The organism is Scytonema sp. PCC 10023 (assembly GCF_963920835.1).
Lineage (GTDB): Bacteria > Cyanobacteriota > Cyanobacteriia > Cyanobacteriales > Nostocaceae > Kalymmatonema.
In genome coordinates, this window is the sequence record NZ_CAWUDP010000006.1 from 100,127 (window position 1) to 125,511 (window position 25,385).

General features: G+C 43.9%; 28 protein-coding genes. 16 read left to right on the forward strand and 12 right to left on the reverse strand.

Translation table 11 applies throughout. From position 1 onward, the window contains the following. Positions 1 to 616: 616 nt before the first annotated feature. Positions 617 to 1,519 (forward strand): LysM peptidoglycan-binding domain-containing M23 family metallopeptidase, encoded by a 903-nt coding sequence (locus tag ACM0OZ_RS05830; RefSeq protein WP_414581861.1) that lies wholly within the window; start codon positions 617 to 619, stop codon positions 1,517 to 1,519. 109 nt (positions 1,520 to 1,628) lie between these two features. On the opposite strand, the gene ACM0OZ_RS05835 is transcribed toward ACM0OZ_RS05830, so the two are convergent. From ACM0OZ_RS05835 to ACM0OZ_RS05850, 4 genes are all read right to left on the reverse strand, one after another. Continuing rightward, a complete protein-coding gene (locus ACM0OZ_RS05835) occupies positions 1,629 to 2,657 on the reverse strand; it encodes an isochorismatase (RefSeq protein WP_414581862.1) in 1,029 nt (342 codons plus the stop codon). A gap of 47 nt (positions 2,658 to 2,704) precedes the next feature. Beyond that, positions 2,705 to 3,097, reverse strand: a complete 393-nt coding sequence (locus ACM0OZ_RS05840; protein ID WP_414581863.1) for an HNH endonuclease — start codon at positions 3,095 to 3,097, stop codon at positions 2,705 to 2,707. Beyond that, positions 3,094 to 3,438, reverse strand: a complete 345-nt coding sequence (locus ACM0OZ_RS05845) for a hypothetical protein (protein ID WP_414581864.1) — start codon at positions 3,436 to 3,438, stop codon at positions 3,094 to 3,096. Before ACM0OZ_RS05845 ends, ACM0OZ_RS05840 begins: the two co-directional genes overlap by 4 nt. A 188-nt stretch (positions 3,439 to 3,626) precedes the next feature. Further along, on the reverse strand, positions 3,627 to 4,607 hold the full coding sequence (locus ACM0OZ_RS05850; protein ID WP_414581865.1) for a phosphotransferase enzyme family protein: 981 nt from the start codon (positions 4,605 to 4,607) through the stop codon (positions 3,627 to 3,629). A gap of 240 nt (positions 4,608 to 4,847) precedes the next feature. On the opposite strand from ACM0OZ_RS05850, the gene ispG reads away from it, so the two are divergent. Together ispG and ctpC are read left to right on the forward strand one after the other, a co-directional pair. Continuing rightward, the gene (gene ispG, locus ACM0OZ_RS05855) at positions 4,848 to 6,074 is read left to right on the forward strand and encodes a (E)-4-hydroxy-3-methylbut-2-enyl-diphosphate synthase (RefSeq protein WP_414581866.1); all 1,227 of its coding nucleotides are present in this window, start codon (positions 4,848 to 4,850) and stop codon (positions 6,072 to 6,074) included. A gap of 155 nt (positions 6,075 to 6,229) precedes the next feature. Continuing rightward, a complete protein-coding gene (gene ctpC, locus ACM0OZ_RS05860) occupies positions 6,230 to 7,519 on the forward strand; it encodes a carboxyl-terminal processing protease CtpC (protein ID WP_414581867.1) in 1,290 nt (429 codons plus the stop codon). A gap of 72 nt (positions 7,520 to 7,591) precedes the next feature. Here the strand turns inward: ctpC and ACM0OZ_RS05865 are convergent, their stop codons facing one another. Next, positions 7,592 to 7,780 (reverse strand): DDE transposase family protein, encoded by a 189-nt coding sequence (locus tag ACM0OZ_RS05865; protein WP_414581868.1) that lies wholly within the window; start codon positions 7,778 to 7,780, stop codon positions 7,592 to 7,594. 124 nt (positions 7,781 to 7,904) lie between these two features. On the opposite strand from ACM0OZ_RS05865, the gene ACM0OZ_RS05870 reads away from it, so the two are divergent. From ACM0OZ_RS05870 to ACM0OZ_RS05880, 3 genes are all read left to right on the forward strand, one after another. Beyond that, entirely contained in the window at positions 7,905 to 8,510 is a 606-nt protein-coding gene (locus tag ACM0OZ_RS05870; RefSeq protein WP_414581869.1) for a Uma2 family endonuclease, read from the forward strand. A 356-nt stretch (positions 8,511 to 8,866) separates the two neighbouring features. Beyond that, positions 8,867 to 9,451: a PEP-CTERM sorting domain-containing protein gene (locus ACM0OZ_RS05875; protein WP_414581870.1), complete on the forward strand. Its 585-nt coding sequence runs from the start codon at positions 8,867 to 8,869 to the stop codon at positions 9,449 to 9,451. A gap of 327 nt (positions 9,452 to 9,778) precedes the next feature. Beyond that, positions 9,779 to 9,985 (forward strand): hypothetical protein, encoded by a 207-nt coding sequence (locus ACM0OZ_RS05880; protein ID WP_414581871.1) that lies wholly within the window; start codon positions 9,779 to 9,781, stop codon positions 9,983 to 9,985. 80 nt (positions 9,986 to 10,065) lie between these two features. Here ACM0OZ_RS05880 and ACM0OZ_RS05885 read toward each other — a convergent pair whose 3' ends face one another. Next, on the reverse strand, positions 10,066 to 12,117 hold the full coding sequence (locus ACM0OZ_RS05885; protein ID WP_414581872.1) for an elongation factor G: 2,052 nt from the start codon (positions 12,115 to 12,117) through the stop codon (positions 10,066 to 10,068). Positions 12,118 to 12,389: 272 nt separating this feature from the next. On the opposite strand from ACM0OZ_RS05885, the gene ACM0OZ_RS05890 reads away from it, so the two are divergent. The 4 genes from ACM0OZ_RS05890 to ACM0OZ_RS05905 all read left to right on the forward strand — a co-directional run bounded on the left by ACM0OZ_RS05890 (position 12,390) and on the right by ACM0OZ_RS05905 (position 16,308). Next, complete coding sequence (locus ACM0OZ_RS05890) at positions 12,390 to 13,322, forward strand: tetratricopeptide repeat protein (protein WP_414581873.1); 933 nt, start codon at positions 12,390 to 12,392, stop codon at positions 13,320 to 13,322. A gap of 106 nt (positions 13,323 to 13,428) precedes the next feature. Beyond that, entirely contained in the window at positions 13,429 to 13,962 is a 534-nt protein-coding gene (locus tag ACM0OZ_RS05895; protein ID WP_414581874.1) for a phosphate-starvation-inducible PsiE family protein, read from the forward strand. A 174-nt stretch (positions 13,963 to 14,136) separates the two neighbouring features. Next, the gene (locus ACM0OZ_RS05900) at positions 14,137 to 14,382 is read left to right on the forward strand and encodes a hypothetical protein (RefSeq protein WP_414581875.1); all 246 of its coding nucleotides are present in this window, start codon (positions 14,137 to 14,139) and stop codon (positions 14,380 to 14,382) included. Positions 14,383 to 14,901: 519 nt separating this feature from the next. Then, a complete protein-coding gene (locus ACM0OZ_RS05905) occupies positions 14,902 to 16,308 on the forward strand; it encodes a response regulator (protein WP_414581876.1) in 1,407 nt (468 codons plus the stop codon). A 325-nt stretch (positions 16,309 to 16,633) separates the two neighbouring features. Here the strand turns inward: ACM0OZ_RS05905 and ACM0OZ_RS05910 are convergent, their stop codons facing one another. Genes ACM0OZ_RS05910 through ndhC form a run of 3 tightly spaced genes read right to left on the reverse strand, consistent with a single transcriptional unit; the run spans position 16,634 to position 18,253 of the window. Further along, positions 16,634 to 17,170: an NAD(P)H-quinone oxidoreductase subunit J gene (locus ACM0OZ_RS05910; protein ID WP_414581877.1), complete on the reverse strand. Its 537-nt coding sequence runs from the start codon at positions 17,168 to 17,170 to the stop codon at positions 16,634 to 16,636. Beyond that, positions 17,163 to 17,900 (reverse strand): NADH dehydrogenase subunit K, encoded by a 738-nt coding sequence (locus ACM0OZ_RS05915; protein ID WP_414581878.1) that lies wholly within the window; start codon positions 17,898 to 17,900, stop codon positions 17,163 to 17,165. The genes ACM0OZ_RS05910 and ACM0OZ_RS05915 overlap by 8 nt, the downstream gene beginning before the upstream one ends. After that, the gene (gene ndhC, locus ACM0OZ_RS05920; protein WP_414581880.1) at positions 17,891 to 18,253 is read right to left on the reverse strand and encodes a photosynthetic/respiratory NAD(P)H-quinone oxidoreductase subunit C; all 363 of its coding nucleotides are present in this window, start codon (positions 18,251 to 18,253) and stop codon (positions 17,891 to 17,893) included. The genes ACM0OZ_RS05915 and ndhC overlap by 10 nt, the downstream gene beginning before the upstream one ends. A 195-nt stretch (positions 18,254 to 18,448) precedes the next feature. On the opposite strand from ndhC, the gene ACM0OZ_RS05925 reads away from it, so the two are divergent. From ACM0OZ_RS05925 to ACM0OZ_RS05950, 6 genes are all read left to right on the forward strand, one after another. Next, positions 18,449 to 18,784, forward strand: a complete 336-nt coding sequence (locus ACM0OZ_RS05925) for a rubredoxin (RefSeq protein WP_414581881.1) — start codon at positions 18,449 to 18,451, stop codon at positions 18,782 to 18,784. An 84-nt stretch (positions 18,785 to 18,868) separates the two neighbouring features. After that, entirely contained in the window at positions 18,869 to 19,891 is a 1,023-nt protein-coding gene (locus tag ACM0OZ_RS05930) for a photosynthesis system II assembly factor Ycf48 (protein WP_414581882.1), read from the forward strand. Between the two features lie 103 nt (positions 19,892 to 19,994). After that, positions 19,995 to 20,246, forward strand: coding sequence for a cytochrome b559 subunit alpha (psbE, locus tag ACM0OZ_RS05935; protein WP_041036305.1), 252 nt, complete (start codon positions 19,995 to 19,997; stop codon positions 20,244 to 20,246). A gap of 9 nt (positions 20,247 to 20,255) precedes the next feature. Continuing rightward, positions 20,256 to 20,393 carry a cytochrome b559 subunit beta gene (gene psbF / locus ACM0OZ_RS05940; protein WP_041036302.1) on the forward strand — a complete coding sequence of 46 codons (138 nt, stop codon included), beginning with the start codon at positions 20,256 to 20,258 and terminating at the stop codon, positions 20,391 to 20,393. Between the two features lie 9 nt (positions 20,394 to 20,402). Next, entirely contained in the window at positions 20,403 to 20,522 is a 120-nt protein-coding gene (locus ACM0OZ_RS05945) for a photosystem II reaction center protein L (RefSeq protein WP_332987989.1), read from the forward strand. A 74-nt stretch (positions 20,523 to 20,596) separates the two neighbouring features. Continuing rightward, a complete protein-coding gene (locus ACM0OZ_RS05950; protein WP_069350721.1) occupies positions 20,597 to 20,716 on the forward strand; it encodes a photosystem II reaction center protein J in 120 nt (39 codons plus the stop codon). An 818-nt stretch (positions 20,717 to 21,534) separates the two neighbouring features. On the opposite strand, the gene psaI is transcribed toward ACM0OZ_RS05950, so the two are convergent. The 3 genes from psaI to ACM0OZ_RS05965 all read right to left on the reverse strand — a co-directional run bounded on the left by psaI (position 21,535) and on the right by ACM0OZ_RS05965 (position 25,325). Beyond that, positions 21,535 to 21,681 (reverse strand): photosystem I reaction center subunit VIII, encoded by a 147-nt coding sequence (gene psaI / locus ACM0OZ_RS05955; protein ID WP_332987987.1) that lies wholly within the window; start codon positions 21,679 to 21,681, stop codon positions 21,535 to 21,537. Positions 21,682 to 22,073: 392 nt separating this feature from the next. Further along, positions 22,074 to 24,485, reverse strand: coding sequence for a hypothetical protein (locus tag ACM0OZ_RS05960; protein ID WP_414581883.1), 2,412 nt, complete (start codon positions 24,483 to 24,485; stop codon positions 22,074 to 22,076). Positions 24,486 to 24,665: 180 nt separating this feature from the next. After that, positions 24,666 to 25,325 (reverse strand): flagellar motor protein, encoded by a 660-nt coding sequence (locus ACM0OZ_RS05965; RefSeq protein ID WP_414581884.1) that lies wholly within the window; start codon positions 25,323 to 25,325, stop codon positions 24,666 to 24,668. Positions 25,326 to 25,385 lie beyond the last annotated feature (60 nt).

A 25,385-nucleotide genomic window follows, 5' to 3' on the forward strand; every position in this document is an offset into this window, starting at 1 on the left:
CGACACGAGTGACTTTAGTCACCTTGCTCCATTACCGCCTTGGGGTTACTCAATACCGTGTAGTTTTGCAATCTACTTTCGTTCGGGCAATTACGAACTGATACCTTTCACCCTGTACGCATAATGGTTTTGCACTCGATGTGCCTTCCCAAAAGGGAGTAAAGTTAGCTTCGACAATGTTAACGGTCGGTAACTATATTTAGGACACTGACTTAACCCAATAAATCTGTTTAATCCTAGATTTCTAGAGCTTGGAACTAGCTATGCCTAACGGCACGCTGCGCGAACGCATCCCAAGGTAGGAACTTTAACACTTGCCGTTAACGTAGTATCCGAAGATACTGAGCCTGGTCAACTACTGTCTAAAACTTAGGCTAGAAGCCCAGTGTCTTTAGACCTGGGTTGTTGACAATCATGACGCTCAAGGTCAGCAATGCAGATGCCTAATTTATAAGTTTAGTCAAGCAAGTCCAAACCTGACATATGAATTGCTCATCAGTCAGTTGTTTAGTTGCTAATTGTGAGTTGTTAGTTGTCAAAAAGCACCACTAACCACCTCTCATAACCTGCTGTTGCCATCTAAAATCTAGAATAATTGAGTGCCTCCTTTATATACATGACTTTTTGCTATCGTTTACTTTTTCTCTGTAGCATAGTCACCAGCACCCTTGGGCTAGTATACACAAACCCATACTCTGCAGTGGCACAAACTTCTGTAACTGGTTGCCAGACCTCAGCCCTTGAACGCTTCCAGCGACACACAGTTGCACCAGGAGAAACTGTGGAGAGTATAGCGCAACGCTACAATCTCACACCAGCTACTATTATCGCCATGAATTCGGCTTTACAAAACCGTAAAATTGCCGTTGGTAGCGAAATTCAAATCCCTCCATATAACGGAATTGTTGTTGAGGTATCGCCTGGTCAAAACTGGCGACAAATAGCAGCAAAATATAAAATTCGTCCAGATGTATTGTTTGACGTGAATGGGTGTCAGAAAAATCCCAGAGTCGTTTTTGTTCCCCAGGTAAATCGCTCACCCAGTCGTCCTATGACTGAATCTCCCACACCTCAGTTCCCTGGTAACTCCTCTACTTCCACTCTCAGTAAATTAGCTGGGTATCCCTTAGCGGAAGTCGCAACTGTGGCTGTAGGTTATGGCTGGCAAACTAATCCTAGCAATGGAGAAGTTTTTTTTCATAGTGGTATGGATTTGTTAGCAGCAAAAGGGACGCCAGTGCAAGCGATCGGTGAAGGTACGGTTGCCTTTGCCAACGAGCAAGGAACTTATGGTAAATTGGTCATCATTAATCACAGTGGCGGATTGCAAAGCCGCTACGCCCATCTTGACAGTATCAACGTCTCCGTCGGTCAACAAGTGAAAAAAGGAGACCTAGTCGGAACCGTAGGTACAACTGGTACACCAACCATCAGCCAATCCCACCTCCATTTTGAAGTGCGTTCTAGCTCATCCTTAGGTTGGACTGCTCAAGATCCTAAAGGGTATCTCCAGCGCTGAGAAAGTACCGAGGAGGTACACTAAACCAGAGATTATATCCTCATCCCCCTCACTCCCTCCCTCACTCCCTCCCTCACTCCCTCCCTCACTCCCTCCCTCACTCCCTCCCTCAACTCAAAAACGATTCCGTAGATTTAACCAAATGCATCCCTGCTGCTGCAAATCGCTCAAAAGCTGCATCTGCTGCTCCCGTATAATCCACCACACCGGGAACAACAACAGGGGAAGTGCAATCTTCCAGCAGGTAAACTTTTTTCGCTAAATTCGGGTCTACTTGCTGGATTTCCCTTAATAAGTCGTCAATTGTCCAAGCAACACAGTGACTTTTGGCTTGACCTGCAACAATCACAGCATCAAATTCTAATAATTGTTGAATCAAGTGTGTGTTCTTTTGTGCAAACGGACGTTTATCAAAACTTTCCAAAACTTCTGGACGCAAAACAGAATAATTTTCTGTTAAAGGGTTATTCCCTTTGATTTCAAATTGCGTTTGACTATGACGAGCAATGCAATGGAAAAATACTGCTTCTTCCACAGCAGAAACCAAAGCATGACCGATACCACCCAACATAGAATGATAAGACCAAACTGTTAGCGGATATTTTCCATGTTGACTCAGCTGCTTAACGTAGTGATAGGCGTGTTTTTCTAGTAATTCGTAATCGTAGTCAAGACTATGAGCAACTCCTGGGTTAACTTTCCAAACTCCTTTTTCAATATCTTCTGGTGTGATGCTAGTAGCAGATGGGGTAGGGTGTTCACCCGCCTGGTTTACCCAAAAAATGGGATGAAAAATTTGCATGGCTGTATGAGTATCCATCGTAGGAATAATATTAGTAATGACTCCTAAATAGCGATAGATAAACTCACACAACCGGACATTATCATCTACTGCACCTGAACCAGATTTTCCACCTACAAATAATTCAAATTCGGGAATGCAAAAGGTGTTTTGCACATCAATTAAAAGTAGGCAAATGCGAGTTTTGTCTTCGGATGCTGGTTTGATGTCATATTTTTTTGCCCATTCTCTTGCTTCTTCAGCACGTTGTTGATAAGGTACGCGCCACACTTCGCCAACTTTTTGGGGGTTGAAGTGAGGAGGAATTGGTAGTTGGGTTACTGTTTGAGTATTCATAGTTAAATCGCAACCTCTGGCTATACAGCTTCTAGGAAGAAATTTTCTCATCCCAACAATCGCTGTCTTTCTGCTATTCGTTCATCGTTATTTAACTGCAGCAATCTCACAGTTGTGCGTCCCTCTGGTGTTAACCCCGTAATCCTGCAATCCTCTATTAAGAAATGTTTATCCCATTTTTGTGTATGTGGGTTAAAGAGAAAACTGAAGGCTCTTGTTTGTGGAGCAAATGAACCAAGATCTGTACCTTTGTAACGATTACAGCGCCAACAGGCGAAAGCTAGATTATCAGAATTGGTAGCACCACCATGTTTTACCGCAATCACATGGTCAACTTCATCTGGGAAAAAGGTAACGTCTGCTGGAAGTAAACAATATTCACACCTGTCATTAGCTCGTTGTTCAACTTGTCGTCGGAGCGCAGGAGTGATATAGGTCATGATATGCTGGTAAGATTTTTCAGATTGCCAGCTTTAAGCATAATTACCAAATGCTCAATCCTCTCATACTCGTCAAGTTCTATACGCTCTTGCTCTGTGACTTCCGCATTTTTGCTCCGTTCTATAAGAGTCCGCAAACGCTCTTGCATTTCAAGTGTGGGACGAAAGGCAGCGATTTCTTCAGGTGTGGGGTTACTGGCAATAAAATTCAGAATGTGGTAGATATGGGCTGGTAGTGGTGGTTGTTGCAAACTGAGGGCTAGGAGTTCGGGAAGGCGATCGCCTACACTAGCCAGTTGCTCAGAAAGTTCTTCCGGTAGTTCGATGGTAATTTTAAGCACAGTACCGCCTCTCTTAGCATTCTTTCCATCATTTTAGCTAGCTTTTACTCGTTTCTCCACTGAGCATGGAAACGAGAAGAACCGACTAAATATTATGTTTTTAAGTCCCTTTCAACTGACTTTAGTTACTAGCACTAATACAAGATTCCCGACTTCTTGAAGAAGTCGGGAATCTAAGCAATGGATTTTCACAAATCCAAAGTTTTTAACATCGCCAAACGCTCATTAATCCACTCATCAGTGAACCAGCCATAAGCCAAAACATCTTTCACCAGACTTGCACTAATGCCCATTACCCAAATATGGGCAGCTTTGATAAAAACAGGAATTGCAGCAAGCTCAGTTTCACTCAGTTTACGAATTGACTGATATCCTTCGAGAAAACTATTTCTAACTGTGACATCTATTTTCATTCTGGTTGCTGCGTGCAAAAATTTCGCAATGTCAAAAGCACGCCAGCCGTAACCGCACTGGTCAAAGTCGAATAAAGTGGGTTCATTCTGTTCCGTGAAATGAGCGTTTCCTGAATGAACATCGCCAACACAAATTCCATAAGCTGGTGCTGACAAAGGCAATTTTAATGCTTCTAACTGCCTTTTTATTTGGTCTACCTGTTTTTGCAGATAGTTAATATCACTTTCTCGGTCTTGGTACACAGCTGTAATTGCTTGTATTGACAAATCTAGCAAGTAATAGCTATTCAAAGCAGGGCGAGTAAAACTACTTTTGAACTCGTCTAGTGTCTGGTGAATTTTTGCCAGTGCTTCTCCTAAACGATAGCTTTGTATACCATCAAGCTTTTCATTGACTGCACGTCCTGGTGCATATGAAAATACTGCCGCATAGCGCTTTCCTTCTGGTGCGGCAATTTCGGTTGTAAAAACGCCATCTTTTCTTGCAATGGGGTATGCAACTGGCTGTTTTTGCTTCTGTAGAAATGCTAACAGTTCTAGTTCAAAATCAATTTCTTGCTTATTTCTCCACCCACGCCGATAAACTCGCAGAATATATCTGTCTTGCTTAGTTTCCACAAAATACGTATCGTTGAGACCCCGCCTGTATAGTTTAAAGCTACGGATATTGCTGATAAGGTAGTGGGTAAGTACAGTTTTAATTAATGCCTCACCATCAGGAATAGAATGAATTACAGGAACTAATAATTGGCTCATAAAAATATTGCGTCTGCTAATAGTATTTATTGCTTATTGCCAGGATTTTAGATTATCCATAAGTAATTTTTAGTTTTTTCCCCACTCCTGGGCTCCCACTCCCCTCATCTCTCCCTTTCCCTTTCTTGCTCCAATTTTTTCTCAAAATTTATCACTCAAATTTGCCCCACCTGTGGCAATCTGGGAAACAGAATGTTTTCAAAGTTGATATCTTCGCTACAAAAAATTACCTAATAGGTTATGCAAACCCTGCCTACGCTTACAACTTCTAATACCGCATTTAGTCAACCCACCTTTGACACAACTATCAAACGGCGCAAAACCCGTCCAGTCAAAATTGGCGATGTCACCATTGGGGGTGGATACCCTGTGGTGGTGCAGTCAATGATTAACGAAGACACCTTGGACATTGATGGTTCCGTTGCAGCGATTCGTCGTCTTCATGAAATTGGCTGCGAAATCGTCCGCGTTACTGTACCCAGTATGGCTCATGCTAAAGCGTTGGCAGAGATTAAACAAAAATTAATCAAAACCTACAAGGACGTGCCTATTGTTGCCGATGTGCATCACAATGGCATGAAAATTGCTTTGGAAGTCGCCAAACACATAGAGAAAGTGAGGATTAATCCAGGGTTGTATGTGTTTGAAAAGCCAAATTCTGGGAGAAGCGAATACACCAAAGCGGAATTTGACGAAATAGGAGAAAAAATCCGCGAAACTTTAGCTCCCTTAGTGATTTCCTTGCGTGATCAAGGGAAAGCTATGCGAATCGGCGTTAATCACGGCTCCCTTGCCGAAAGGATGCTGTTTACCTACGGGGACACTCCAGAAGGAATGGTAGAATCTGCCCTGGAATTCATTCGCATCTGTGAATCTTTGGACTTCCGTAATATCGTCATCTCCATGAAAGCCTCACGGGTTCCGGTGATGGTAGCCGCTTATCGCCTCATAGCAAAGCGGATGGATGAACTGGGTATGGATTATCCCCTACACTTAGGTGTCACAGAAGCAGGTGATGGGGAGTACGGACGGATTAAATCCACTGCGGGTATTGCGACTCTCTTAGCTGATGGAATTGGCGATACAATTCGCGTGTCCCTGACGGAACCACCAGAGAAAGAAATTCCCGTATGCTACAGTATCTTGCAAGCTTTGGGATTGCGGAAAACAATGGTGGAGTACGTCGCGTGTCCTTCCTGCGGACGTACATTGTTTAACTTAGAAGAAGTCCTGCACAAAGTCCGCGAAGCTACGAAACATCTGACAGGGCTTGACATAGCAGTTATGGGTTGTATTGTCAATGGACCAGGAGAAATGGCTGATGCCGATTATGGTTACGTTGGAAAAACTCCTGGATATATTTCTCTCTACCGTGGGAGAGAAGAAATTAAAAAAGTTTCAGAAGAAAAAGGAGTAGAAGAGTTGATTAATTTAATTAAGGCTGATGGGCGTTGGGTAGATCCATAAAATTTTCGACAAGTTTTGTACCGACGGTTCCGATATCGCCGGACGACAAAGGCTTTTAATGAAATAAAAAAATAATGCTCAGTCTGTACATTAAAACCCTGTGTTAGATTGGGCATACTGACTATAAAACTTTCCGTAGACGCGCAGCTGTCATTATGGTGATTACAAAAAGTGGGCTTGTTTTGGTGGGTGCTACAGCGGTGACACTGACAACAATCGCAGTCACCAGCCTGGGAATTCACTCGCAAGGACAGGCTTTATTTAAAGAAAGTCCTAAGGATTTAGTAGATGAAGTTTGGCAAATTATTAACCGCCAATATGTAGATGGTACTTTTAATAAGCTTGATTGGGTCGCTGTTCGTAAAGAGTACCTAAACAAGTCGTACACCAACAAGCAGGAAGCCTATAAGTCCATACGGGAAATGCTGAAGAAGCTAGATGACCCCTACACCCGGTTTATGGATCCAAATGAGTTCAAAAGTCTGCAAGTGGATACCTCTGGAGAACTTACAGGTATTGGTATCCAGATGGGTCTAGATGAGAAAACGAAAAAGCTAACTGTGATTGCGCCAATTGAGGATACACCAGCCGCCAAAGCTGGACTTTTAGCAAAGGACACTATAACCAAAATCAACGGAAAAAGCACCGAGGGCATGGATACCAATCAGGCAGTATCCTTGATCCGAGGTGAACCAGGAACGATGGTCAATTTGACTATTCTGCGTAACGGTCAAGAAAAAGAATTCAAAATTACAAGAGCAAAGATTGAAATTCATCCAGTAGAGTATTCCCAAAAGCAAATTCCAGGAGTAGGTAACGTTGGCTATATTCGCTTGAAGCAGTTCAGCGCTAACGCCAGTAAGGAAATGCAACAAGCAGTGAGAAATTTGGAGAATAAGCAGGTTGCTGGTTATGTTCTCGATTTACGGAATAATCCGGGGGGCTTGCTCTTCTCCAGCGTGGAAATTGCCCGGATGTGGATGAATAACGGCACGATTGTCTCCACTAAAAGCCGTCAAGGAGAAGTGGAACGGGAAACAGCAAACGGACGTGCTTTAACTAATAAACCGCTTGTGGTGTTGGTCGATAAAGGTTCCGCAAGTGCGAGTGAAATCCTCTCAGGAGCTTTGCAAGATAATAAGCGTGCTGTTTTGGTCGGTAGTCAGACCTTTGGCAAAGGCTTGGTGCAATCAGTACGTCCTCTAGACGATGGCTCAGGACTAGCTGTGACAATTGCCAAATACTTTACTCCCAGTAATCGGGATATCAATAAGCATGGGATTGACCCAGATATCAAGGTGGAAATGACAGATGCCCAGCGGCAGGAATTGTGGCTCAAAGAGCGCGAAAAAATTGGCACTCTAGCAGATCCCCAGTTTGCTAAAGCAGCGGAAGTGTTAGGCAAGGAAATTGCACAAAGAGGCAATAATAGGGCAGAAAAATGAAGAAAGTAGAGGGAAGAAAGAAAACAGAAGACGAGAACTATTCTTCGTTCTTCCTTGTTCTTTCTTCTTTCTTTATACTGGTTGGCATTTGCCAGACCTAATCAGTCCCACACGACGGGCGATCGCTTCACCTTCGGAAGTGAAAGGTCCCCACTGTTCTATAATTTCTGGATTATCATCTCCAGTCGCTTCGTTGCTGGAGACAATTTCGCAATGACCTGCATGACGCTTGACAATATACCAGATTTGTGTATTGCTCATGTTTGTGATAAAAATTAGGTCAACATAGAAGTCATTTTATTAAGAACCTGTAAATTGTAGTTTAGCTTAGTACGGTGCTAGACTTTGGTCGAGACACTCACCCAGGCATGGAAAGGAAATCCTCATGACCTCAACATTGCTTAAAGACCTTGCAGAAGAGCTAGATTTGGTCACTGACGATCCAGAGGAGCGATTTATCACCACTGGTGTTAGCTGGGAGCAGTATGAGGAACTCCTGAACAGACTGGGCGATAGTCCCTGGTATCGAGTTAGCTATCTGGAAGCAGTGCTGGAAATCATGTCGCCAAGTCGTCGTCACGACCAAAGCAAAACAAATATTGGAATGCTTCTGGAAGCATATTTTCAGGAAACTAGGACTCGTTTTTGGGGGTTGGGTTCAACCACGTTTCGTAGACAAGAGAAAAGGGGCGGTACGGAACCAGACGAGTGTTATTGCATTGGTGTAGAAAAGGAGCTTCCGGATCTAGCGATTGAGGTTGTGCTAACTAGTGGAGGCGTGGATAAGCTCGCTGTTTACAAAAGATTAGGGATTAAGGAAGTTTGGTTTTGGCATAATACTGAGTTTGAGGTTTATCATCTGCGAGGAAAGGACTATGAAAAAATTTCTCACAGTGAATTGCTTCCCGGTTTGGATTTAGCACTTTTAGCTCAGTACGTTATGCATCCTGACCCTTCTATCGCCCATAGCTCCCACAATAAAAATGCATAAACCAGTTGACCCATCCCTAAGTAAATAAATATCTTGTTCATAGTAGCGATTCCCCATAATCCGATATGGTTGTGGGGAATTTTGTTGTGGAGGGGTGTGGCGGGGAAGCTCCGATGATTTGAAAAGCTTTGACGATTTAGCGCTCACTGAAAATCGGAGGTCGAGCTAATCAATCTTGTCCACTTAGAGTGAGTACAAAGTTGAAGGTGAAGTCAAATACTTCCAACCTTATCTACATATTTAGCGTACAAAGTTTACTTTGTATAGATATCTTTGGTGTTAAACTGCCATTAGTTTTGGGTTGGGCTGTAGCTTAACTCCACCTACAAGTTCCGTGATAACACGCTCCGACCTTCATGAAAAATCTAGCTCTATTATCTGTCACAGTCCTTGCTGCCACATCTGGATTGATTTTCGGGACAATGCAAGCAGCTTCTGCTTTAAATTGGAACTGGAATTATTTTGGTACTGGCATAACGGCGAGTGGCACTTTCACCACTAATGACACCCCTGATGATTTGGGTTTTTACCAGATTTCTGAAATTACTGGTACACGAAATGGTGAAACAATTACTGGTCTGCAACCTGCTGGGACTTCAATACCGGGAAACGAACCTTTTAATGTTGACAATTTAATTAGTCTTAATACTCAGCAGTTAACGGGTGATGGTTTTGGGTATTCCACCGAGCAGGGAAACTATTCTAATCCGTTTTTCGCTAGTTTTTTGCCGACACCGGGTTATTTAGAGGTTTTTTCTGCGCCACCAATTGTACCTGGTTTTGAAAATTTGGGACTGGAAGATAGTGAGTTACCTATTAGTTTTTCTGCAACCATAATCACTGTCCCTGAAACGACCTTCATCCTTAGCTTACTCATCCTTGGCAGTATCGGCGCACCTTTGGCACTCAAGCGTAAGAAGCGGTCGCAGGATGATTTTTAGTCAAAAGTAGTTTCGGTCTGATTACCCACTTTCGGGGAAGTGGCAGGCTAGCACACGCCCTACCTGATTTAAGCAAAGTAGCTTTAGGCGCGTATCTTGGCTTGGTAATGCCTAAAGTCGGCACAAAATAGTAAGCATAACCAGTTACGTAATCGGGCAACGGTCACACCCCTGGCGATTGACCATAAGTTACTGGGTTAGTCATGGCGAGCGCACTCCGTCACCCGTCGCCACCCTCCGTCGCCACCGCTCCGTCGCCAGCCTTCTAATATCAAGCTACTTGTCTCGCTGTACCAGGGCTGGCGACGGCTAAAACCCTTACCCTGAATGCTGGCGACGGAGGAATGCGATTGCCCAAGGGGCAGTGGCAAAGCCAATCGCACTACAACCACTCCTCACCAAACCAAATCAGCCGCTGCTGAAATGGGGGCATCACCGTTTCATACCCCACAGCCGCAAAAAAATACCCCTCCACCAATGATGGGCATCAGGGGAGGGGATGAGGTAGGCGATCGCACCACACCTCCTCACTAAACCGAATCAGCAGCGGCTGAAATAAGAGGCGATGGTACTTCCATTAGATTTTAGATTCATCCCAAATCTAAAATCCAAAATTACTTGTTACCGTTGCCGTTACCACCATTGCCATTACCAGAGGTGCGGATGCGATCGGCAATTTTATCAGGAACTTCCTGAAGATGGTCGTATTCCCAATGGAAAGAACCAACGCCAAGAGTGAGCGATCGCAATTCTACGATAAAGTTTTGCATCTCTGCTTGCGGCAGATAAGCGATCACACTGTCCCATCCTTGCCAGTCATGTATACCTTCATAACCCAAAATCTGCCCTCGCCTACCAGTCACAAGTTGCAGCACTTTGGCAGTAAATTCGGTTGGAGTAGAAACTTGCACACGAATAATCGGTTCTAGTAGCGTAGGTTCACACTTGGGTATTCCCGTTTGCATAGCAAGACGCGCTGCTTGCTTAAATGCTTGTTCGGAACTATCAACAGTGTGGTAAGAACCATTTGTTAGTGTTACCGCCACATCTACAACCGGGAAACCCAACGGACCATGTGAGAGAAACTCCCGTACACCTATTTCCACACCTGGGATGTACTGCTTGGGAACCACACCACCGACAATAGTTTCTTTGAAGTTAAAGCCTTCGCCGCGTGGTAATGGCTTGATGTCGAGATAAACATCGCCAAACTGCCCGTGACCACCACTTTGGTGTTTGTAGCGCCCGTGAATTGATGACGCTGGCTTGCGAATCGTTTCTTTGTAAGGCACTTGCGGTAAGTGCGTTGTCATCGGCAAATTATATTTACGCCGCAGGCGATCGAGTGCGACTTGCAGATGAATCTCGCCTTGACCCCAAAGGATAACTTCGTGAGTATCGCCGTGTTGTTCCCAAGCAAGAGAGCAGTCTTCTTCCAACAGCTTAGTAATAGCACTGCTGAGTTTAACTTCATCGTTGCGCTTTTCGGGAGTAATCGCTAGGGCATAAACTGGTTCTAGCTGCTCAGCTTTGGGTAATGCTGTCGTCAACTGCTCACAAGAAAGAGTATCCCCAGTTTTGATATTCTCTAAACGACTGACAGCAACGATTTCACCAGCACAAGCTTCGTTAATTTGCTGCTGTTGTTGTCCCATGAGGCGGTAAAGACCACCAGCGCGAACGCCATTGAGAACAATACCGTCTGTTAACTTACCCCGCCAAACTCGCACGAGAGAGAGTTTGCCACCTTGGGGGGTGTAATAAGTTTTTAGTACCTGCGCTATAGGAAAATCGCCTTTTTGAGCCTTTAAGCGACGTTCTGCTGTGGTTTCTGGTTCAGGGGCTTCTCTAAGTAAAGCTTCCAAGAGCGGGCGTACGCCATAATCTTGTTCAGCGACTCCAAAGAAAACGGGTACGACCAAATCTGCCCCTAATTCCATTTTCAAATCTGTGAGAATTTCTTCTTGGGGCGGTTCGATGTCTTCTAAAAGTTCTTCTAATAAATGGTCGTCAAAGTTTGCCAAAGCTTCGAGCATTTCTGCCCGTGCCATATGTTCTTCTTCTTTAAGTTCTTCCGGGAAGGGGATGGGGTCAGCAGGACCACCTGCATGGTACTTGTATGCTTGCTCGCTTACCAAATCGATAAAGCCAATGAGCTGTTCCGCTTGAATGATGGGATATTGATGCGCTACCAAGGGACGGCTGGAAACGGCTTTCAGGGCGTGCAATGTATCTAAGACATTGATATTAGCCCGATCCATTTTGTTGACGAACACGAGGTGAGGAATTTCCCAATCGTCAAGAAATTTAAATAAAGGAGCAAGGGTGAGAACTCGGTCTGTGATGGGTTCGCAAACTACAATTGCCGCATCTACTCCCATGAGGGCGTTGTAAGTTTCTTGGGCAAATTCCACACTTCCAGGACAATCAATAAATGTGAAGCGAGTGCCATTATACTCAGTGCTAGCGGCACCTACCTCCACACTCATGTGGCGATCGCGCGATTCCGCAGCACTATCTCCTACTGTGTTGCCATCCTTAACGCTGCCTTTGCGAGTTACCGCCCCTGTAACGAATAATAAACTTTCCATTAATGTGGTTTTGCCACTTAAATATGGACCGACAATTGCCACATTCCGCGAACCCGATTTGACTTTTTCGTTCATACAACCTCCTTAGCGGCTTGCCACTTTTCGCCGCGTTATCCTAAGTTATTGAGGATTTAACATTGATGATTGAAAAGATTATCCTGTCTTTAACTTGAGATTATCTCTCCTTTAATATGAGAGTTAAAAATCGTATTTTCTCGTAATATTTACCACAGCAAAATTTAAGAAACACAAAATTTACTATATAAACTTAAACTTATGTGAATCTATTCATCTCTCACACAAACTTTGTAAAGTAAATGTAACTCAAATTCCCACATAAAAAAACAATGCGAGTTCCTCTTTATAAATATCGCCTCCCAGTTTTGGTGATCATATTAGTGGCACAAAGCTTTCTCTCCCCTTCTTCCCCAGCCACTCCATCTCCTCGTGATCCCCGCCTCCCTCTACTGGCGCAATACGTTGATAGCAGCGCTCAAGATTACTTGAGTCAAGGGTTGCAGGCAATTCAGGTAGCGAGAGTACAAGATGCGATCGCCTTATTTCGCAAAGCCACAGAACTCGATCCCAATTTAGCCGCAGCGCACTACAATTTGGGACTAGCACTGCGACAAATAGGACAATTACAACCTGCGGCAGATGCATTTTACAAAGCAACACAAGCTGATCCCCAATTTGCTCTGGCTTATGCGAATTTGGGGGGTTCACTATTGGAAGGAAGTAATTGGCAGCAGGCGAACGATTACTTACAACGAGCAGTAGAACTTGATCCCAAACTGGGAGTTGCTCACTATAACCTAGGGTTGCTGCGCGAGCAACAACGAGATTGGGACAGAGCGATCGCATCCTTTAAAAAAGCAATGGATCTGAGCAAAAATGCACCAGAACCTGCGTATCATATGGGCATATGTTATTTACAACAAGGAAAAGCTGATAAAGCAAAAGATGCTTTTCGCAAGGCAGTGAAAATCAATCCCAAATATTCAGAAGCTCACTACAATCTGGGGACAGTTTTGTTTAGCCAAGGAAAGTTAAAAGAGGCATTAGAAGCTTTTAGAAAATCGGCAGAAGCAAATACAAATAACGCCAATGCTTATTATGGAGCCGGGTTGGCTTTTATACAATTAAGGCAATATCCAGAAGCGGCACAAGTGTTGCAATATGCCAGAGATTTATACAACAGTCAGCGTAATTTCCAATGGGCGAACAATGCGGCACAATTATTACAACAGGCGCAAAACTTCAATTATCAGCCTCGTTAAAGCGTAATCACGGCACAATAAATAAAGCGTAATCGCGGCACAATAAAAGTGTCATAGACACTGGCTGGTGTGGTTTAAAGTTCTCCCAATTGGAATCAAAATACTCATGAAAAAGCGCCTCAAGAGTCGATTCTTGTTCAGCGATCGCTGGCTAGATCGGGAATGGATTGTCCGCCAGATGGAAGCTTTCCAAGACCTAATTGTGGTTATCCTGTGCCTAGGTTTATTTGCCGTCATGCTTATCCATTTGTGGGGGATATTTACCTCCCTCACGCAGCCACTAGACTATAAACGAGTCACCGCCAAGATATTATTTATCTTGATTTTGGTCGAGTTATTTCGATTGCTGATGGTTTACTTGCAAGAACACAGCATCTCTGTGGGAGTGGCAGTAGAGGTCACAATTGTATCTGTACTGCGAGAAGTGGTGGTTCACGGAGCATTGGAAATTTCTTGGATTCAGGTTGCCTCAATTTGTGGGTTATTGTTGATACTAGGTGGGCTACTGCTAGTCTGTGCCAAGACACCACATATGGACTGCATAAGTGCTAACACTAAATTTTGTCCTGTTAAACACGGTGAGATAGACAACATGAAATTGAGCGTGAATTCAAGCCATCGCTGTGAGGAGATTGCTTGAATAGTAGAGTTGTCTTCAGCTTCTTATCTCGTTCCCAGGTTCCACCTGGGAACTTAACCTTTTAGGTTAATAATTTATCTACCGATTACGTATCCTGGCATACTCTTTTAGGAAGATGAATACCTCTTGTAGGACAAGTAGAAGTGAATAAGAAACCTAAAGGAGGGTAAATCTATGGTTCAAACCGCAGGAAACGCTCAAACTCAAAATCCTATTAGCAACCTGGAGTATGACTTCCTCACTGTGTTGCACAACAAAGCTGAAGCAATCAAAGCTTATGAGACTTACATCAATGATGCACAGCAAGCTGGTTCTCAGCCTTGTGTAGAACTGTTCCAGAAGTTGCGGCAATCTGATATCGAGCAAGCGCAGGAAATCCGCAACCACCTTCAGCAAGTCATGCAGCACGGTAAGATGTAACCCTTGTTATAACGTAGCCTTTAGACAGATTTTGCACTCTTTCCTAACAGGCTACACAAACAAAGCCCCTTCGGTATGTCCTCTGGACACGCTACAAATTGCGCCAGTTGCCTAGGTTGGGAAACCGCTGTGCTTTATTACTAGTCTCACCGCCTGGGCGGGCTAAAAAATTCAGGGGTAAAAAACCAGATTTGCTATTCTCTCGTTCCCAGGTTCCACTTGGGAACGAATTTTCAACGTGCCACTGAAAAGCTTTTATACAGGATAATTTTATAACAATAATGTTTATTAAAGAGTTACTAAAGCTTTAAAATAAATTCTGCAAATCCCGCTGCAATCCCTTCATCCTGCCTGTCGTAATGTTGTAATATATCATTTTGATTGAGCGGTTTTTCTGATTAGGTATACCGAGATTCAAAAGACTGCTTTCATATAATTAATAATACATTAAATTAGCAAAAAAACACTAAATTCTAAACCAGGGGATGATCATCAACCCGCTGGAAAATCATCTAAGTTATGATGTGCAACCCTCAAGAATCAGATCCATATGGCGATATTCTCATTGTTGATGACGAGCCAAATAACTTGCGAGTTTTATCTACACTTGTTCGGTCTTACGGGTATCAGGTAAGACAAGCTATTAGTGGAAGCGTAGCCCTTAGAGCTGTGCAAGCACAACTACCAGATTTAATACTGCTGGATATTATGATGCCGGAAATAGATGGTTACCAAGTTTGTCAGCAGTTGAAACTCGATCCTAAAACTCGCGATATACCCATCATTTTTTTGAGTGCGTTGGTTCGAGGGGTAGACAAGGCGAAAGCTTTTCAAGTGGGGGGAGCAGACTATATCACCAAGCCGTTTCAAGTTGAAGAAATTTTAGCAAGAATCAAATATCAACTGACAATTCGCACCCTGCAAACTCAGCTTCAGCAGAAAAATCAGGAACTCAGTCAGCAGAATCACCAGTTAAAAACAGAAATCAACATTCGTCAGCAAACCGAAGCTGAACTGCGGCGTTCACAAGCCCAATTACAAGCTGGAAAAGAGCAACTCCAGCAGGTTATTGATAACCTCAAGCGTACTCAAGCGCAGCTTGTGCAAAGCGAAAAGATGTCTAGTTTGGGACAGATGGCGGCTGGGGTAGCTCACGAGATTAATAATCCCATTAGCTTTATATATGGCAATCTTGATTACGCTTCCCAGTATATGCAAGCTTTGATACAGGTTATAAAACTATATACTAAACATTATCCTCAGCCTCATGTAGAAATTTTACAGGCAATACAAGCCAATGAACTCGATTTTGTCGTTGAAGATTTTCCAAAAGTACTCGCATCGATGAAAGAAGGCGCAGAGAGAATTCGAGACATTGTGCTGTCGATGCGCTATTTTTCTGGTTCCGACCAGGCTTATGCAAAGCCTGCTGATATTCACAAAGGGCTTGATAACACCTTGATAATTTTACAAAACCGTTTGAAATCGCAAAAAAACCAAGCAGCAATTGAGGTCAAGCGAGACTACGGAAAAATTCCCTTGGTGAATTGTTATTCAGGGCAAATCAATCAAGTTTTTATGAATCTTTTGTGTAATGCAATAGGTGCTTTAGAGGAAAAGCAAAATGAAGGCACTTTTAAACCAACTATAAAAATTAGTACAAAACTGAGTTATAACAGCAAAGAATCCCAAGACAAAAATTCAAAATGGGTTGAGATTCGTATAACTGACAATGGCACTGGTATCCCCTACCAACTTCAAAACCGTATCTTTGACCCCTTTTTTACCACAAAGCCTGTGGGCAAAGGCACTGGATTAGGGTTATCAATCAGTCACTCCATCATCGTCGAGCAACATCGCGGTCAATTACTTTGTCGTTCAGAACCCGGGCATGGAACAGAATTACTCATTAGACTTCCAGTATAAAGCAATACGGTTCAGTTTAGCCTAGAGAGTAAATATTAGGACTAGCCCTTTCAAGGTGACTCGTAAAATCTCTTCTTTTCTCTCTGCGGTCTCTGTGTCTGGTGCGGTTTCTAAGTAATTTATTTAACCACATAGCCGCAGAGGAGCCAGCGCTGCGGGAGGGTTTCCCGACAGCAGGCGACTGGCGTTACACAGAGTAAAGAGGTTAAAAAAGAGTTTTTTGACCAAAATTTTTACCCACCTTGAAAGGGTTGGTGCTAAATATATAAAAAACTACCCCTCTTTGAACCACAAAGAGGGGCTAAGGATAAGGTGCAAGATCGCTCTAATAAGCGTCCTGCAACTCATAGAAGTCAGGTGACACGTAATCCTTACGCAAAGGCCAACCTACCCAATCTTCTGGCATCAAAAGCCGCTTCAGATCCGGGTGCCCTTCGTAGATAATGCCGAACATATCGTAGGATTCGCGTTCTTGCCAGTCTGCTGCCTTCCAAATCCAGTAAACTGAGGGAACTCTAGGATTTTCCCGTGGTAGGAACACTTTGAGACGCACTTCCTGGGGACGATCAGCATTATCACTGAGTTTAATCAAGTGATACATACTAACCAACTGCTGTCCTGGTCCCAAATCAATGCCAGCTTGACACTGGAGGTAATTAAACCCATAAGCATACAGTGCAGTGCAAAGTGGCAGCAAAAAATCTGGCTCAACTTTAATGACCTCTACACCTTCATGATCTGGTTCGAGAGACTCATGAGCAAAGTCATTTTCTGTCAACCACTGAGAAACTTCACCCGCTTTGACTATTGACTGTTGTTCTGACTGTTCTTCTGCTGGCGCTGGTTTCGATTCTTCAGCCACGGTTGGTTTCCTCCTTTTGTGCCTTTTGAGTCAAAAGAGCAGGTGGGACTGGTAAACCGATCGCTTCGGTTAATTCCTTCGGCGGTGTGGCGCGAGACTCAGTTTGCAAATACTTACCCGTGTGAATTTGCTCTGCAGGCTTGAGGTTGTGAGTTGTGCTGTAGTAGCGGTGAGTTTGCTTAATCAGACTCCGCTCTTGGATTGAATCATTTGCTATCTTCTTCCGCAGCTTAATAATCGCGTCAATAATGGCTTCTGGACGCGGCGGACAACCGGGTAAGTAAACGTCCACTGGAATCAGCTTATCGACTCCACGTACTGCTGTGGGGGAATCCACGCTGAACATTCCGCCAGTAATCGTGCAAGCACCCATAGCAATCACGTACTTCGGTTCTGGCATTTGCTCATAAAGACGCACGAGCTGAGGTGCCATCTTCATGGTGATTGTGCCTGCCGTAATAATTAAGTCGGCTTGGCGGGGGCTAGAACGGGGAATCAGACCAAAGCGGTCAAAGTCAAATCGGGAACCAATCAAAGCTGCAAACTCAATAAAGCAGCAAGCGGTACCAAACAGCATGGGCCAAAGGCTAGAAAGCCGCACCCAGTTGTAGAGGTCATCAACCGTGGTTAGGATGACGTTTTCTGACAATTCTTGGGTTACTGTAGGACGCTCAATCGGGTTGAGGATGCGTTCTTTTTGCTGCTGCTCTATGTTAGTATCTAAGACCATTCCAAAGCTCCTTTACGCCATGCGTACACGAGGGCAATTACAAGAATTGCAATAAAAATTAGCGCCTCAATAAATGCCAATAGCCCAAGACGGTGGAAAGCAACCGCCCAAGGGTATAAAAATACAGTCTCTACATCAAAAATGACGAAGACGAGCGCAAACATGTAGTAGCGGATATTGAACTGAATCCAAGCTCCACCGATGGGTTCCATGCCGGATTCATATGTTGTGCGCCGTTCTGGGTTGCGACCACTCGGTCGCAGGAGCTTGGACGCTGATAGAGCCAAGGCAGGCACTAGGCTACAGAGGATGAGGAAGCCTAGAAGGTACTCGTAACCGCTAAGGACAAACACAATGAATTTCTACCGCTTTTGGTGCTAATAAACTTGTAACCTTCTTTTACATTATATCTCTTTGACTTTTTTGAATCCTGAAAAATAGAGCTGGAGACGATTTGATTCGTTTTTGCTCAAGATAGAAAAACCTAACACTTATGTCATAATTTTTAACGTATATTTAAGATTTGCCTCTCACCGACGCCAAGAGCCATGAGCGAACAAGCTGTTGAGACGAACGCGTTAGACCGCTACGAGTGCCGTGCCTGCGGTTACATTTATGAACCCGAGAAGGGGGATGACCAGCATGACATCCCCTCAGGGATACCCTTTGAGCAATTATCTTCTACTTGGCGCTGCCCAGTTTGCGGTGTCAAAAAGAATGGTTTTACAAACATTGGTCCTGCTGGTACAGCATCCGGTTTCCAAGAAAATCTGAAATATGGTGTTGGTGTCAATAACCTGACACCAGGTCAGAAGAACCTGCTGATTTTCGGGGCTTTGGCTCTTGCCTTCTTGTTTTTTATGAGCCTCTACGGCGTACAATAACGCTTTTAGCAATAGGGTGGGCAATAAACCTACACCAAACCCATACACAAATTCAAAAAAACTAACAGATACTAACAGATAAAGATGCGCTCAATTGTAAAAATTTACCAACGAATACTCGCTTTGTTCGTGGTTATCCTTGTGTGTGTTGGTTGTAGTAATGTCCCTTCGACCAGCTACAATCCTTGGGAAGTGATTTCCGTCCCAACAGATGCAAAACTACTGGATATTGCCTTTACAAATGACCCCCAGCATGGTTTCTTAGTAGGCAGCAATGCCACTCTGTTGGAAACAAAAGACGGTGGCAGAACTTGGCAGCCTCTAGAATTAAAACTGGATGACCAAAGGTACCGTTTTAACACTGTCAGTTTTGCCGATCAAGAGGGGTGGATAGCTGGAGAACCTTCTCTACTGTTGCACAGCAGTGATGAAGGTCGTTCTTGGTCACGCATTCCCCTGAGTGAAAAGCTACCAGGTAACCCTGTGAGTATTGTGGCACTGGCACAAAACACAGCTGAGATGGCTACTGATGTGGGAGCAATATACAGAACCACAGATGGTGGACAAAACTGGAAAGCGCAGGTGGAACAAGCCGTTGGTGTGGTTCGTAACATCGAACGTTCTCCTGATGGCAAATATGTTGCTGTTTCTGCAAAAGGTAACTTCTACTCGACTTGGGAACCAGGGCTAAATGCTTGGGTACCTCATAACCGCAATAGTTCCAGACGGGTAGAAAATATGGGATTTACCGAACAGGGACAAATGTGGATGTTAGCACGAGGTGGTCAGGTACAATTTACTAACCCAGCTGAACCTGATAAGTGGCTGGAAACTCAATATCCAGAACTCTCGACCAGTTGGGGCTTACTTGATTTGGCTTATCGTACACCCGATGAAATTTGGGTTAGTGGCGGTAGCGCTAATTTGCTGTACAGTTCTGATGGCGGCAAAACTTGGGAAAAAGACCGTGATGTTGAAGGAGTTCCGACTAATTTTTACAAAATCGTTTTTCTCAACCCAGAAAAGGGATTTGTGATTGGCGATCGCGGTGTTTTACTCAAATACAATCCCAATATTGCAGCCGCTTCTAAATCAGAAGCTGGCTAAGTATTTATTCCTATTTATGAGAAACAAGTTACGAGGTGTAACTCTTTCTTAACTTTGTAGGATAATGATCTCAATAACAATCTTGCTCAAGGTAGGGGTATAAATGTCAGGTACTACTGGAGAACGTCCATTTTCGGACATTATTACGAGCGTTCGTTACTGGGTGATCCACAGCATCACCATTCCTGCACTGTTTATTGCAGGTTGGTTGTTTGTCAGCACTGGCTTGGCATACGATGTGTTTGGTACACCTCGCCCTGATGAGTATTACACACCAGCACGGCAGGAATTGCCAATTGTAAATAACCGTTATCAAGCAAAACAACAAGTAGAACAATTTAGTAACACAAAGTAGTTTGAAATCATGACTAGCGGCAATAACATCAATCAACCAGTTTCCTATCCAATTTTTACGGTCAGATGGCTTGCAGTTCACACCCTAGCTGTGCCAACTATATTCTTTTTGGGTGCGATCGCTTCCATGCAGTTTATTCAGCGCTAGGAGAAAATCATGGAAAGAAAGGACAATCCCAATAATCAGCCGGTTGAACTCAACCGGACTTCGCTTTACCTGGGACTGCTACTCGTTTTTGTTCTGGGGATTCTGTTTTCCAGTTACTTCTTTAACTAACTGGAACGACAGCTATTGACTGTTGTTTATTTTTTAACTTTCGTCGCTAATTTTTTATCAAGGGAGGAAAGACTGTGTCTGGAAGTGGCAGAATTCCCCTGTGGATTGTTGCAACAATCGCAGGCTTAGGTGTAATTACCGTTGTAGGTATTTTCTTTTACGGAGCCTACGCTGGACTCGGTTCTTCAATCTAATGGTAGTTTGAGCCGACACAATTGCTAATTGCTATTTGTTTGCATACTTAGAGGATGTTTTAAAAGTGGTTAGTTATGTATCAAAAACTTTTCGATTCCCCTAAATCCCCCTTAATAAGACGGACTTTGAGACTATTTTCCCCCCTTAAAAAGGGGGGCTAGGGGGGATCTCGATACAACTCGGTACTTCACAAACATCCTCTTATGGCAATACACAATTAGCAATTAGTAGCTGTAAGCGAGATTTAGCTAGTAACACAAGTTGAACAAATAGCGCTATCCTTCCCCACCCTCAGCAACGCCGGGTGGGGAAGGATAGCGCCTGCTTGGATGTTTTTGTTTTGGGGTGCGTTTTAGTGTATATTAGGTTTTGCGAGGCATAAACGTAAAGTACCCGCTTTGCCGTAAAGGAAGACTACCCGTAGCATAAAGGCAACTAGGCGACTGGTCGGCAATAGTCAACCCAATCGATACAGTTAACGGCAGTATCCTGATACCAGAATCAGCATCTAATAGTGGCTACGTCCCCTTAGATATTTCTGGGCTAAATCAAATATTTAGCCACGGCGTTAGGAACTAGCGTCGTCAGACGCAGATGGTCAAACCTCTATCCACTAGAGCCGTCAGGACTCAAACAGGTAAGTTTACCAAGCGAAGCGTCAGAAGCACTCCCCGCAAGTTGGGACTTTGGAAACCCCAACCTCAGCAAAGCGGGTTGGGGCAGTTCATGAATCGATTAAAAATCAGCATAAAAAAGCCGCCCGTCTTTATCAGATGGGCGGTCAATTTTTCATTCATGATTAAGTCGGTGGACAAGTTTAGCCGATATCGTCGCGTTCAATGTATAACAACATAAACGCAAATGTCACAGCTGGAACAACTAGACCAGTTACAGGAACAAGAATCGAAGGCACAAATGAAGCTGCGTACATCAGAATGGAAGGCATAAATGAAGCTGTGTACATAAGATTCCTATGAAACAAACTACAATTCAACAAGAGCTTACTGCAATTTTTCCCCTAAATTTTTAAATTCTAAAGATTTTTAACACAGTTAGAAGAAGAATTTAGAACTCATATCATGTTCGCTTAAAGACTTATCATTCCCCTAAGAACCCCACCCCCGTAAAGCTACGCTTCACGTCCCCTCCCCCTTCGGGTATGCCTTCGGCACGCTACGCGAACGCCAGTTGCCTGGCTGTCGGGAAACCCTCCTCCAGCACTGGTCTCACCGCATGCGGGGAGGGGCGGCGCGGGGTGGGGTGCAGTTAACGTGGAAATCATAACTAATTAGCCGGACATGATATCAGAACTCAAAACTCAGAATGCAATTAATGGGATCGATGGCTAGCCCTAAATTAAAGATCTAAAAGTTCATCTAACTGCAAACTCGGTAAGTCCGGAGGAATCACAGCCCGCTGGATAGTGACTTTGTCGCTTTCCTGCTGAGTAACCGTATTCACAGCGATCGCTTCCAAGCGAATTTCCAAACACCCAAAAGGAACAATGATGTGAGTGGTTTCTTCCAATCCTCCAGAACAGTTAGGTAGTAAATTTGTCAACCAAAGCGGATCTTCCAGCAAGCAGCGAGTTTGGCAATCCTCAATCCATAACTTGACAGCCACTTCCGGACAGACTTGCGCTAACTGTACGCGTACCCTAACAGATTTTCCACACACAAGTTCGCCTGGTGGCAAATGCAATTGCGGAACTGGTAATGCCTCCGTGATTTCTTTTTCTAAAGGCAAATAAAATAATACATTTGATACTGATGCTTCTTCCTGTTTGGAAGCTTGGTTTTTGAAAGTATCAGCTTCCGCTTCATTCGATGTATCATCTACAACGATTTCCTGTACCAACCAAGCCGACGACATCTCCTCATGAGGGGAGGAGTGAGGGAGGGAGTGAGGGAGGGAGGGAGAGAGGGAGTGAGGGAGGGAGGGAGGGAGGGAGTGAGGGAGGGAGGAAGAATTTATCTGCTTGTCTTCTTGAGTGTGTGTGGCAATTTGTTCTTCTACCTTTGTGTCCTGTGGATTCTCAGCGTCGCCATTTCCCTGCGTGTGTGTGTCAAGCTCCTCATATACCTGCTCTTGGCTAGGGACAATATAGGTATAGTCGTCTTGGTTTTGCAAATTGATGGGTTCAGGCAAAGAGTACCCTTGAGTATGCATCCACTTTCTAATTAAGGGGGATATGTAGGGACTGCTTGTCGTGATTAATTCAGAACTAGAGGGACCCACTAATTTGACAAACGATGTGTCTTGGGATTGGGCATCTTTTGCGACTGATAACGCTGCATATTCATGATCAATCTCAGTCGTGTGCTGCTGCGACTCAACAGGCGCAGGACAGTCAAACATCTCTGGCGGATAGCGCTTAATGACTTCTATTTCATCCTGCGATGCTTTTAGTCGTTTTAAGTAGGGAAAAGCCGTACCCTTGCTGATAACATAACTAACAGCAGTTACCGTGCTATTCGTGTCTGAATTCTCCGACTTTAAAGGAGGTTCTGAAACCGCAGGACTGATCATCTGATTTTGGTGCTGAGCAAACCTCGGTAATTGAGGTGAAATCGCTGCTGATTTACGAAGTGATTGCCGGTTAAGTTTGGGTGGTAGAGATTTTTTTGGAGATGGATGCAACAGAAGCGATCGCGCTTTGTTTGGAGTTTTTACCAGATTGAAAAGTTTTAAATCTAGAGGTATCGATAGTTTTTGGGCTTCACAAGTCGCCAGTGGTTCACTTTTGGTGAATACAGCACTGGTTGCTAGTAATTCTGTAACATCTGTAATTGTGAAAGACTCCTTCGCTAAGAGTACCGCCTTACTACCAATTGTGAGGACGCCATACAAACTGATTTCTCCCAAAATCAGCTTCGATTCACAATCAGCTGGAATCTCTATTGAACATCTGATAGGAAACGGTATTAACTTTTCTGGTAAGGATTGCCGCACTCGCCTGATAATTTCAGAACCTTGGGGTGAGTGCAATTCTATTCTTATTTCTCCTCCGTAAACTCTTTCATAATTTGATGTTTGGCTCAGATCCAGCGTCGCTTCTTTTTCCTCCACACGCCCGTTAATTGTGAGAGTTTCTCCCCAACGAGCAATGTAGATTTCTTCTTCAAGTTTCACAGCAAGGGGTGCAGCTTCTGTATCTGCTGGAGAATCCTCAACCGTTTTGTCATCTTCGGGCAACAATTCAGAAGCAGGTAAAGCCAGTTCTATTAAGTTTTGTAAAATCTGTTCTGCTGTCTCACCTTTAAGCCAGACTGGACTAATCGGTTGCTCAATAATCGCTTCTTGTTGAGATAACTCAGCGGTTAAGACAGGTAATTCCTCGTTTTTTCCTCGTCCTACCTCTGCAGCGACTTTAGGTAGGACTTGTAATTGGATACTGTGTTGCCAGGGTTTACCACGATCAGACATCAACTTACCAGAACAGCGTAACTCCCAAATTCCTGGCTTGAGGTAGGTATAGGGAATGACAGGTATTAAGCCTTCAGAGTTTGTGCGGCGCGATCGCACCTGAATTCGCCGCTTCGGTGGAACCTCCAACGTTGAGGTATGAGTGATCTGTACTTCCACATCTACGTTAGCAAGGTTAGAACAAGCGACAACTCTATACCGACCTTCTATAATTTCCACATTTGGCGATTCCAAGGGACGCCAAGAGCGATCGCCCTTGGCGGGGGTTTGCCTATCGCCCCTTGGGGGGTTCTGTTTGGGAGCATCGCCCTGCTTCTGTATCAGAAATTGCCAGTGTTCCATTTTGAGTGATGCCCAAACCGTGGAGGCGCTCTCGTGATGTTTGAATTATCTTGCTTGCCAGTTTAACCCAGCAATTTGAAAATTTATCACCTGATTATGTTGTTTTGATTCAAACATTGGCAAAATTGGCATTACGTGTAGCAAGCTGCTGGCTGAGCTATGAGAATTGCGCACTTTTACCTACTTGACTTCTCGCTCTTTACCCAGGCGAGTAAAGCGAATTTCAATGCGTCGCCGTGTCGCATCTGGCTGACGCTGGTTGTTGGGAATTGGGGCAAATTCCCCATTCGGTAATATTAACTGCGCCGCCGAATAGGCGCGAAACTTAACTCCTGGCATTCTACCCTGTTGTTTCTGGATTTTAAGCAGTTCTTTAACTACCGCCAAGGAACGCATTAGTCCCAAGTCAGCGTTAGAGCCGGCATTCAAATTCCTTAGCGAACCCTCACTACTAACTGCTGCTTCTAAATTGTTGTCTAGATTGCTTGTTACACTACCAATAGTTTGCTCATCAGTGTGACCAATAATTTCAACGGTATTTATGTTGAAATCTTTTGTAGTTTTTTCAATGTCAGGTACTATTTTATTTGTGATGTAATTTAACATTGCCGAGGTAATTGCCGCGCTGCCTGGATCAAATCTGTAATTTTCATCTTTAATCAGCAGAATTGGCGGCGTACCTGTATTTTTATTATTAGATATTTGCGATATTGCATACTTTGTGCTAGTTATTAACAGCAATAACAGAAGTATCATAAAGGCATTGGACATTAAATCCGTAAAAGCCTGCCAAATGTTTAGGTCTTCATTGTACTCAGTATGCCGCGATCGCCGAGCCATAAAATTTTAAATTACATTAATTTTGGCTAAATTTATATATTTTTTTAGATTGCATTTCAT

Coding starts and splice junctions, on each gene's coding strand:
- psaI (WP_332987987.1), bottom strand. CDS start 21,681: ATGTACACAGCTTCATTTATGCCTTCCATTCTGATGTACGCAGCTTCA.
- ACM0OZ_RS05915 (WP_414581878.1), bottom strand. CDS start 17,900: ATGGTCTTAGATACTAACATAGAGCAGCAGCAAAAAGAACGCATCCTC.
- ACM0OZ_RS05890 (WP_414581873.1), top strand. CDS start 12,390: ATGCGAGTTCCTCTTTATAAATATCGCCTCCCAGTTTTGGTGATCATA.
- ACM0OZ_RS05875 (WP_414581870.1), top strand. CDS start 8,867: ATGAAAAATCTAGCTCTATTATCTGTCACAGTCCTTGCTGCCACATCT.
- ACM0OZ_RS05850 (WP_414581865.1), bottom strand. CDS start 4,607: ATGAGCCAATTATTAGTTCCTGTAATTCATTCTATTCCTGATGGTGAG.
- ACM0OZ_RS05870 (WP_414581869.1), top strand. CDS start 7,905: ATGACCTCAACATTGCTTAAAGACCTTGCAGAAGAGCTAGATTTGGTC.
- ACM0OZ_RS05925 (WP_414581881.1), top strand. CDS start 18,449: ATGAGCGAACAAGCTGTTGAGACGAACGCGTTAGACCGCTACGAGTGC.
- psbE (WP_041036305.1), top strand. CDS start 19,995: ATGTCAGGTACTACTGGAGAACGTCCATTTTCGGACATTATTACGAGC.
- ACM0OZ_RS05905 (WP_414581876.1), top strand. CDS start 14,902: ATGATGTGCAACCCTCAAGAATCAGATCCATATGGCGATATTCTCATT.
- ACM0OZ_RS05885 (WP_414581872.1), bottom strand. CDS start 12,117: ATGAACGAAAAAGTCAAATCGGGTTCGCGGAATGTGGCAATTGTCGGT.
- ACM0OZ_RS05835 (WP_414581862.1), bottom strand. CDS start 2,657: ATGAATACTCAAACAGTAACCCAACTACCAATTCCTCCTCACTTCAAC.
- ACM0OZ_RS05840 (WP_414581863.1), bottom strand. CDS start 3,097: ATGACCTATATCACTCCTGCGCTCCGACGACAAGTTGAACAACGAGCT.
- ACM0OZ_RS05965 (WP_414581884.1), bottom strand. CDS start 25,325: ATGGCTCGGCGATCGCGGCATACTGAGTACAATGAAGACCTAAACATT.
- ACM0OZ_RS05880 (WP_414581871.1), top strand. CDS start 9,779: ATGCTGGCGACGGAGGAATGCGATTGCCCAAGGGGCAGTGGCAAAGCC.
- ACM0OZ_RS05830 (WP_414581861.1), top strand. CDS start 617: ATGACTTTTTGCTATCGTTTACTTTTTCTCTGTAGCATAGTCACCAGC.
- ispG (WP_414581866.1), top strand. CDS start 4,848: ATGCAAACCCTGCCTACGCTTACAACTTCTAATACCGCATTTAGTCAA.
- ACM0OZ_RS05930 (WP_414581882.1), top strand. CDS start 18,869: ATGCGCTCAATTGTAAAAATTTACCAACGAATACTCGCTTTGTTCGTG.
- ACM0OZ_RS05865 (WP_414581868.1), bottom strand. CDS start 7,780: ATGAGCAATACACAAATCTGGTATATTGTCAAGCGTCATGCAGGTCAT.
- ACM0OZ_RS05900 (WP_414581875.1), top strand. CDS start 14,137: ATGGTTCAAACCGCAGGAAACGCTCAAACTCAAAATCCTATTAGCAAC.
- ACM0OZ_RS05960 (WP_414581883.1), bottom strand. CDS start 24,485: ATGGAACACTGGCAATTTCTGATACAGAAGCAGGGCGATGCTCCCAAA.
- ACM0OZ_RS05945 (WP_332987989.1), top strand. CDS start 20,403: ATGGAAAGAAAGGACAATCCCAATAATCAGCCGGTTGAACTCAACCGG.
- psbF (WP_041036302.1), top strand. CDS start 20,256: ATGACTAGCGGCAATAACATCAATCAACCAGTTTCCTATCCAATTTTT.
- ACM0OZ_RS05895 (WP_414581874.1), top strand. CDS start 13,429: ATGAAAAAGCGCCTCAAGAGTCGATTCTTGTTCAGCGATCGCTGGCTA.
- ctpC (WP_414581867.1), top strand. CDS start 6,230: ATGGTGATTACAAAAAGTGGGCTTGTTTTGGTGGGTGCTACAGCGGTG.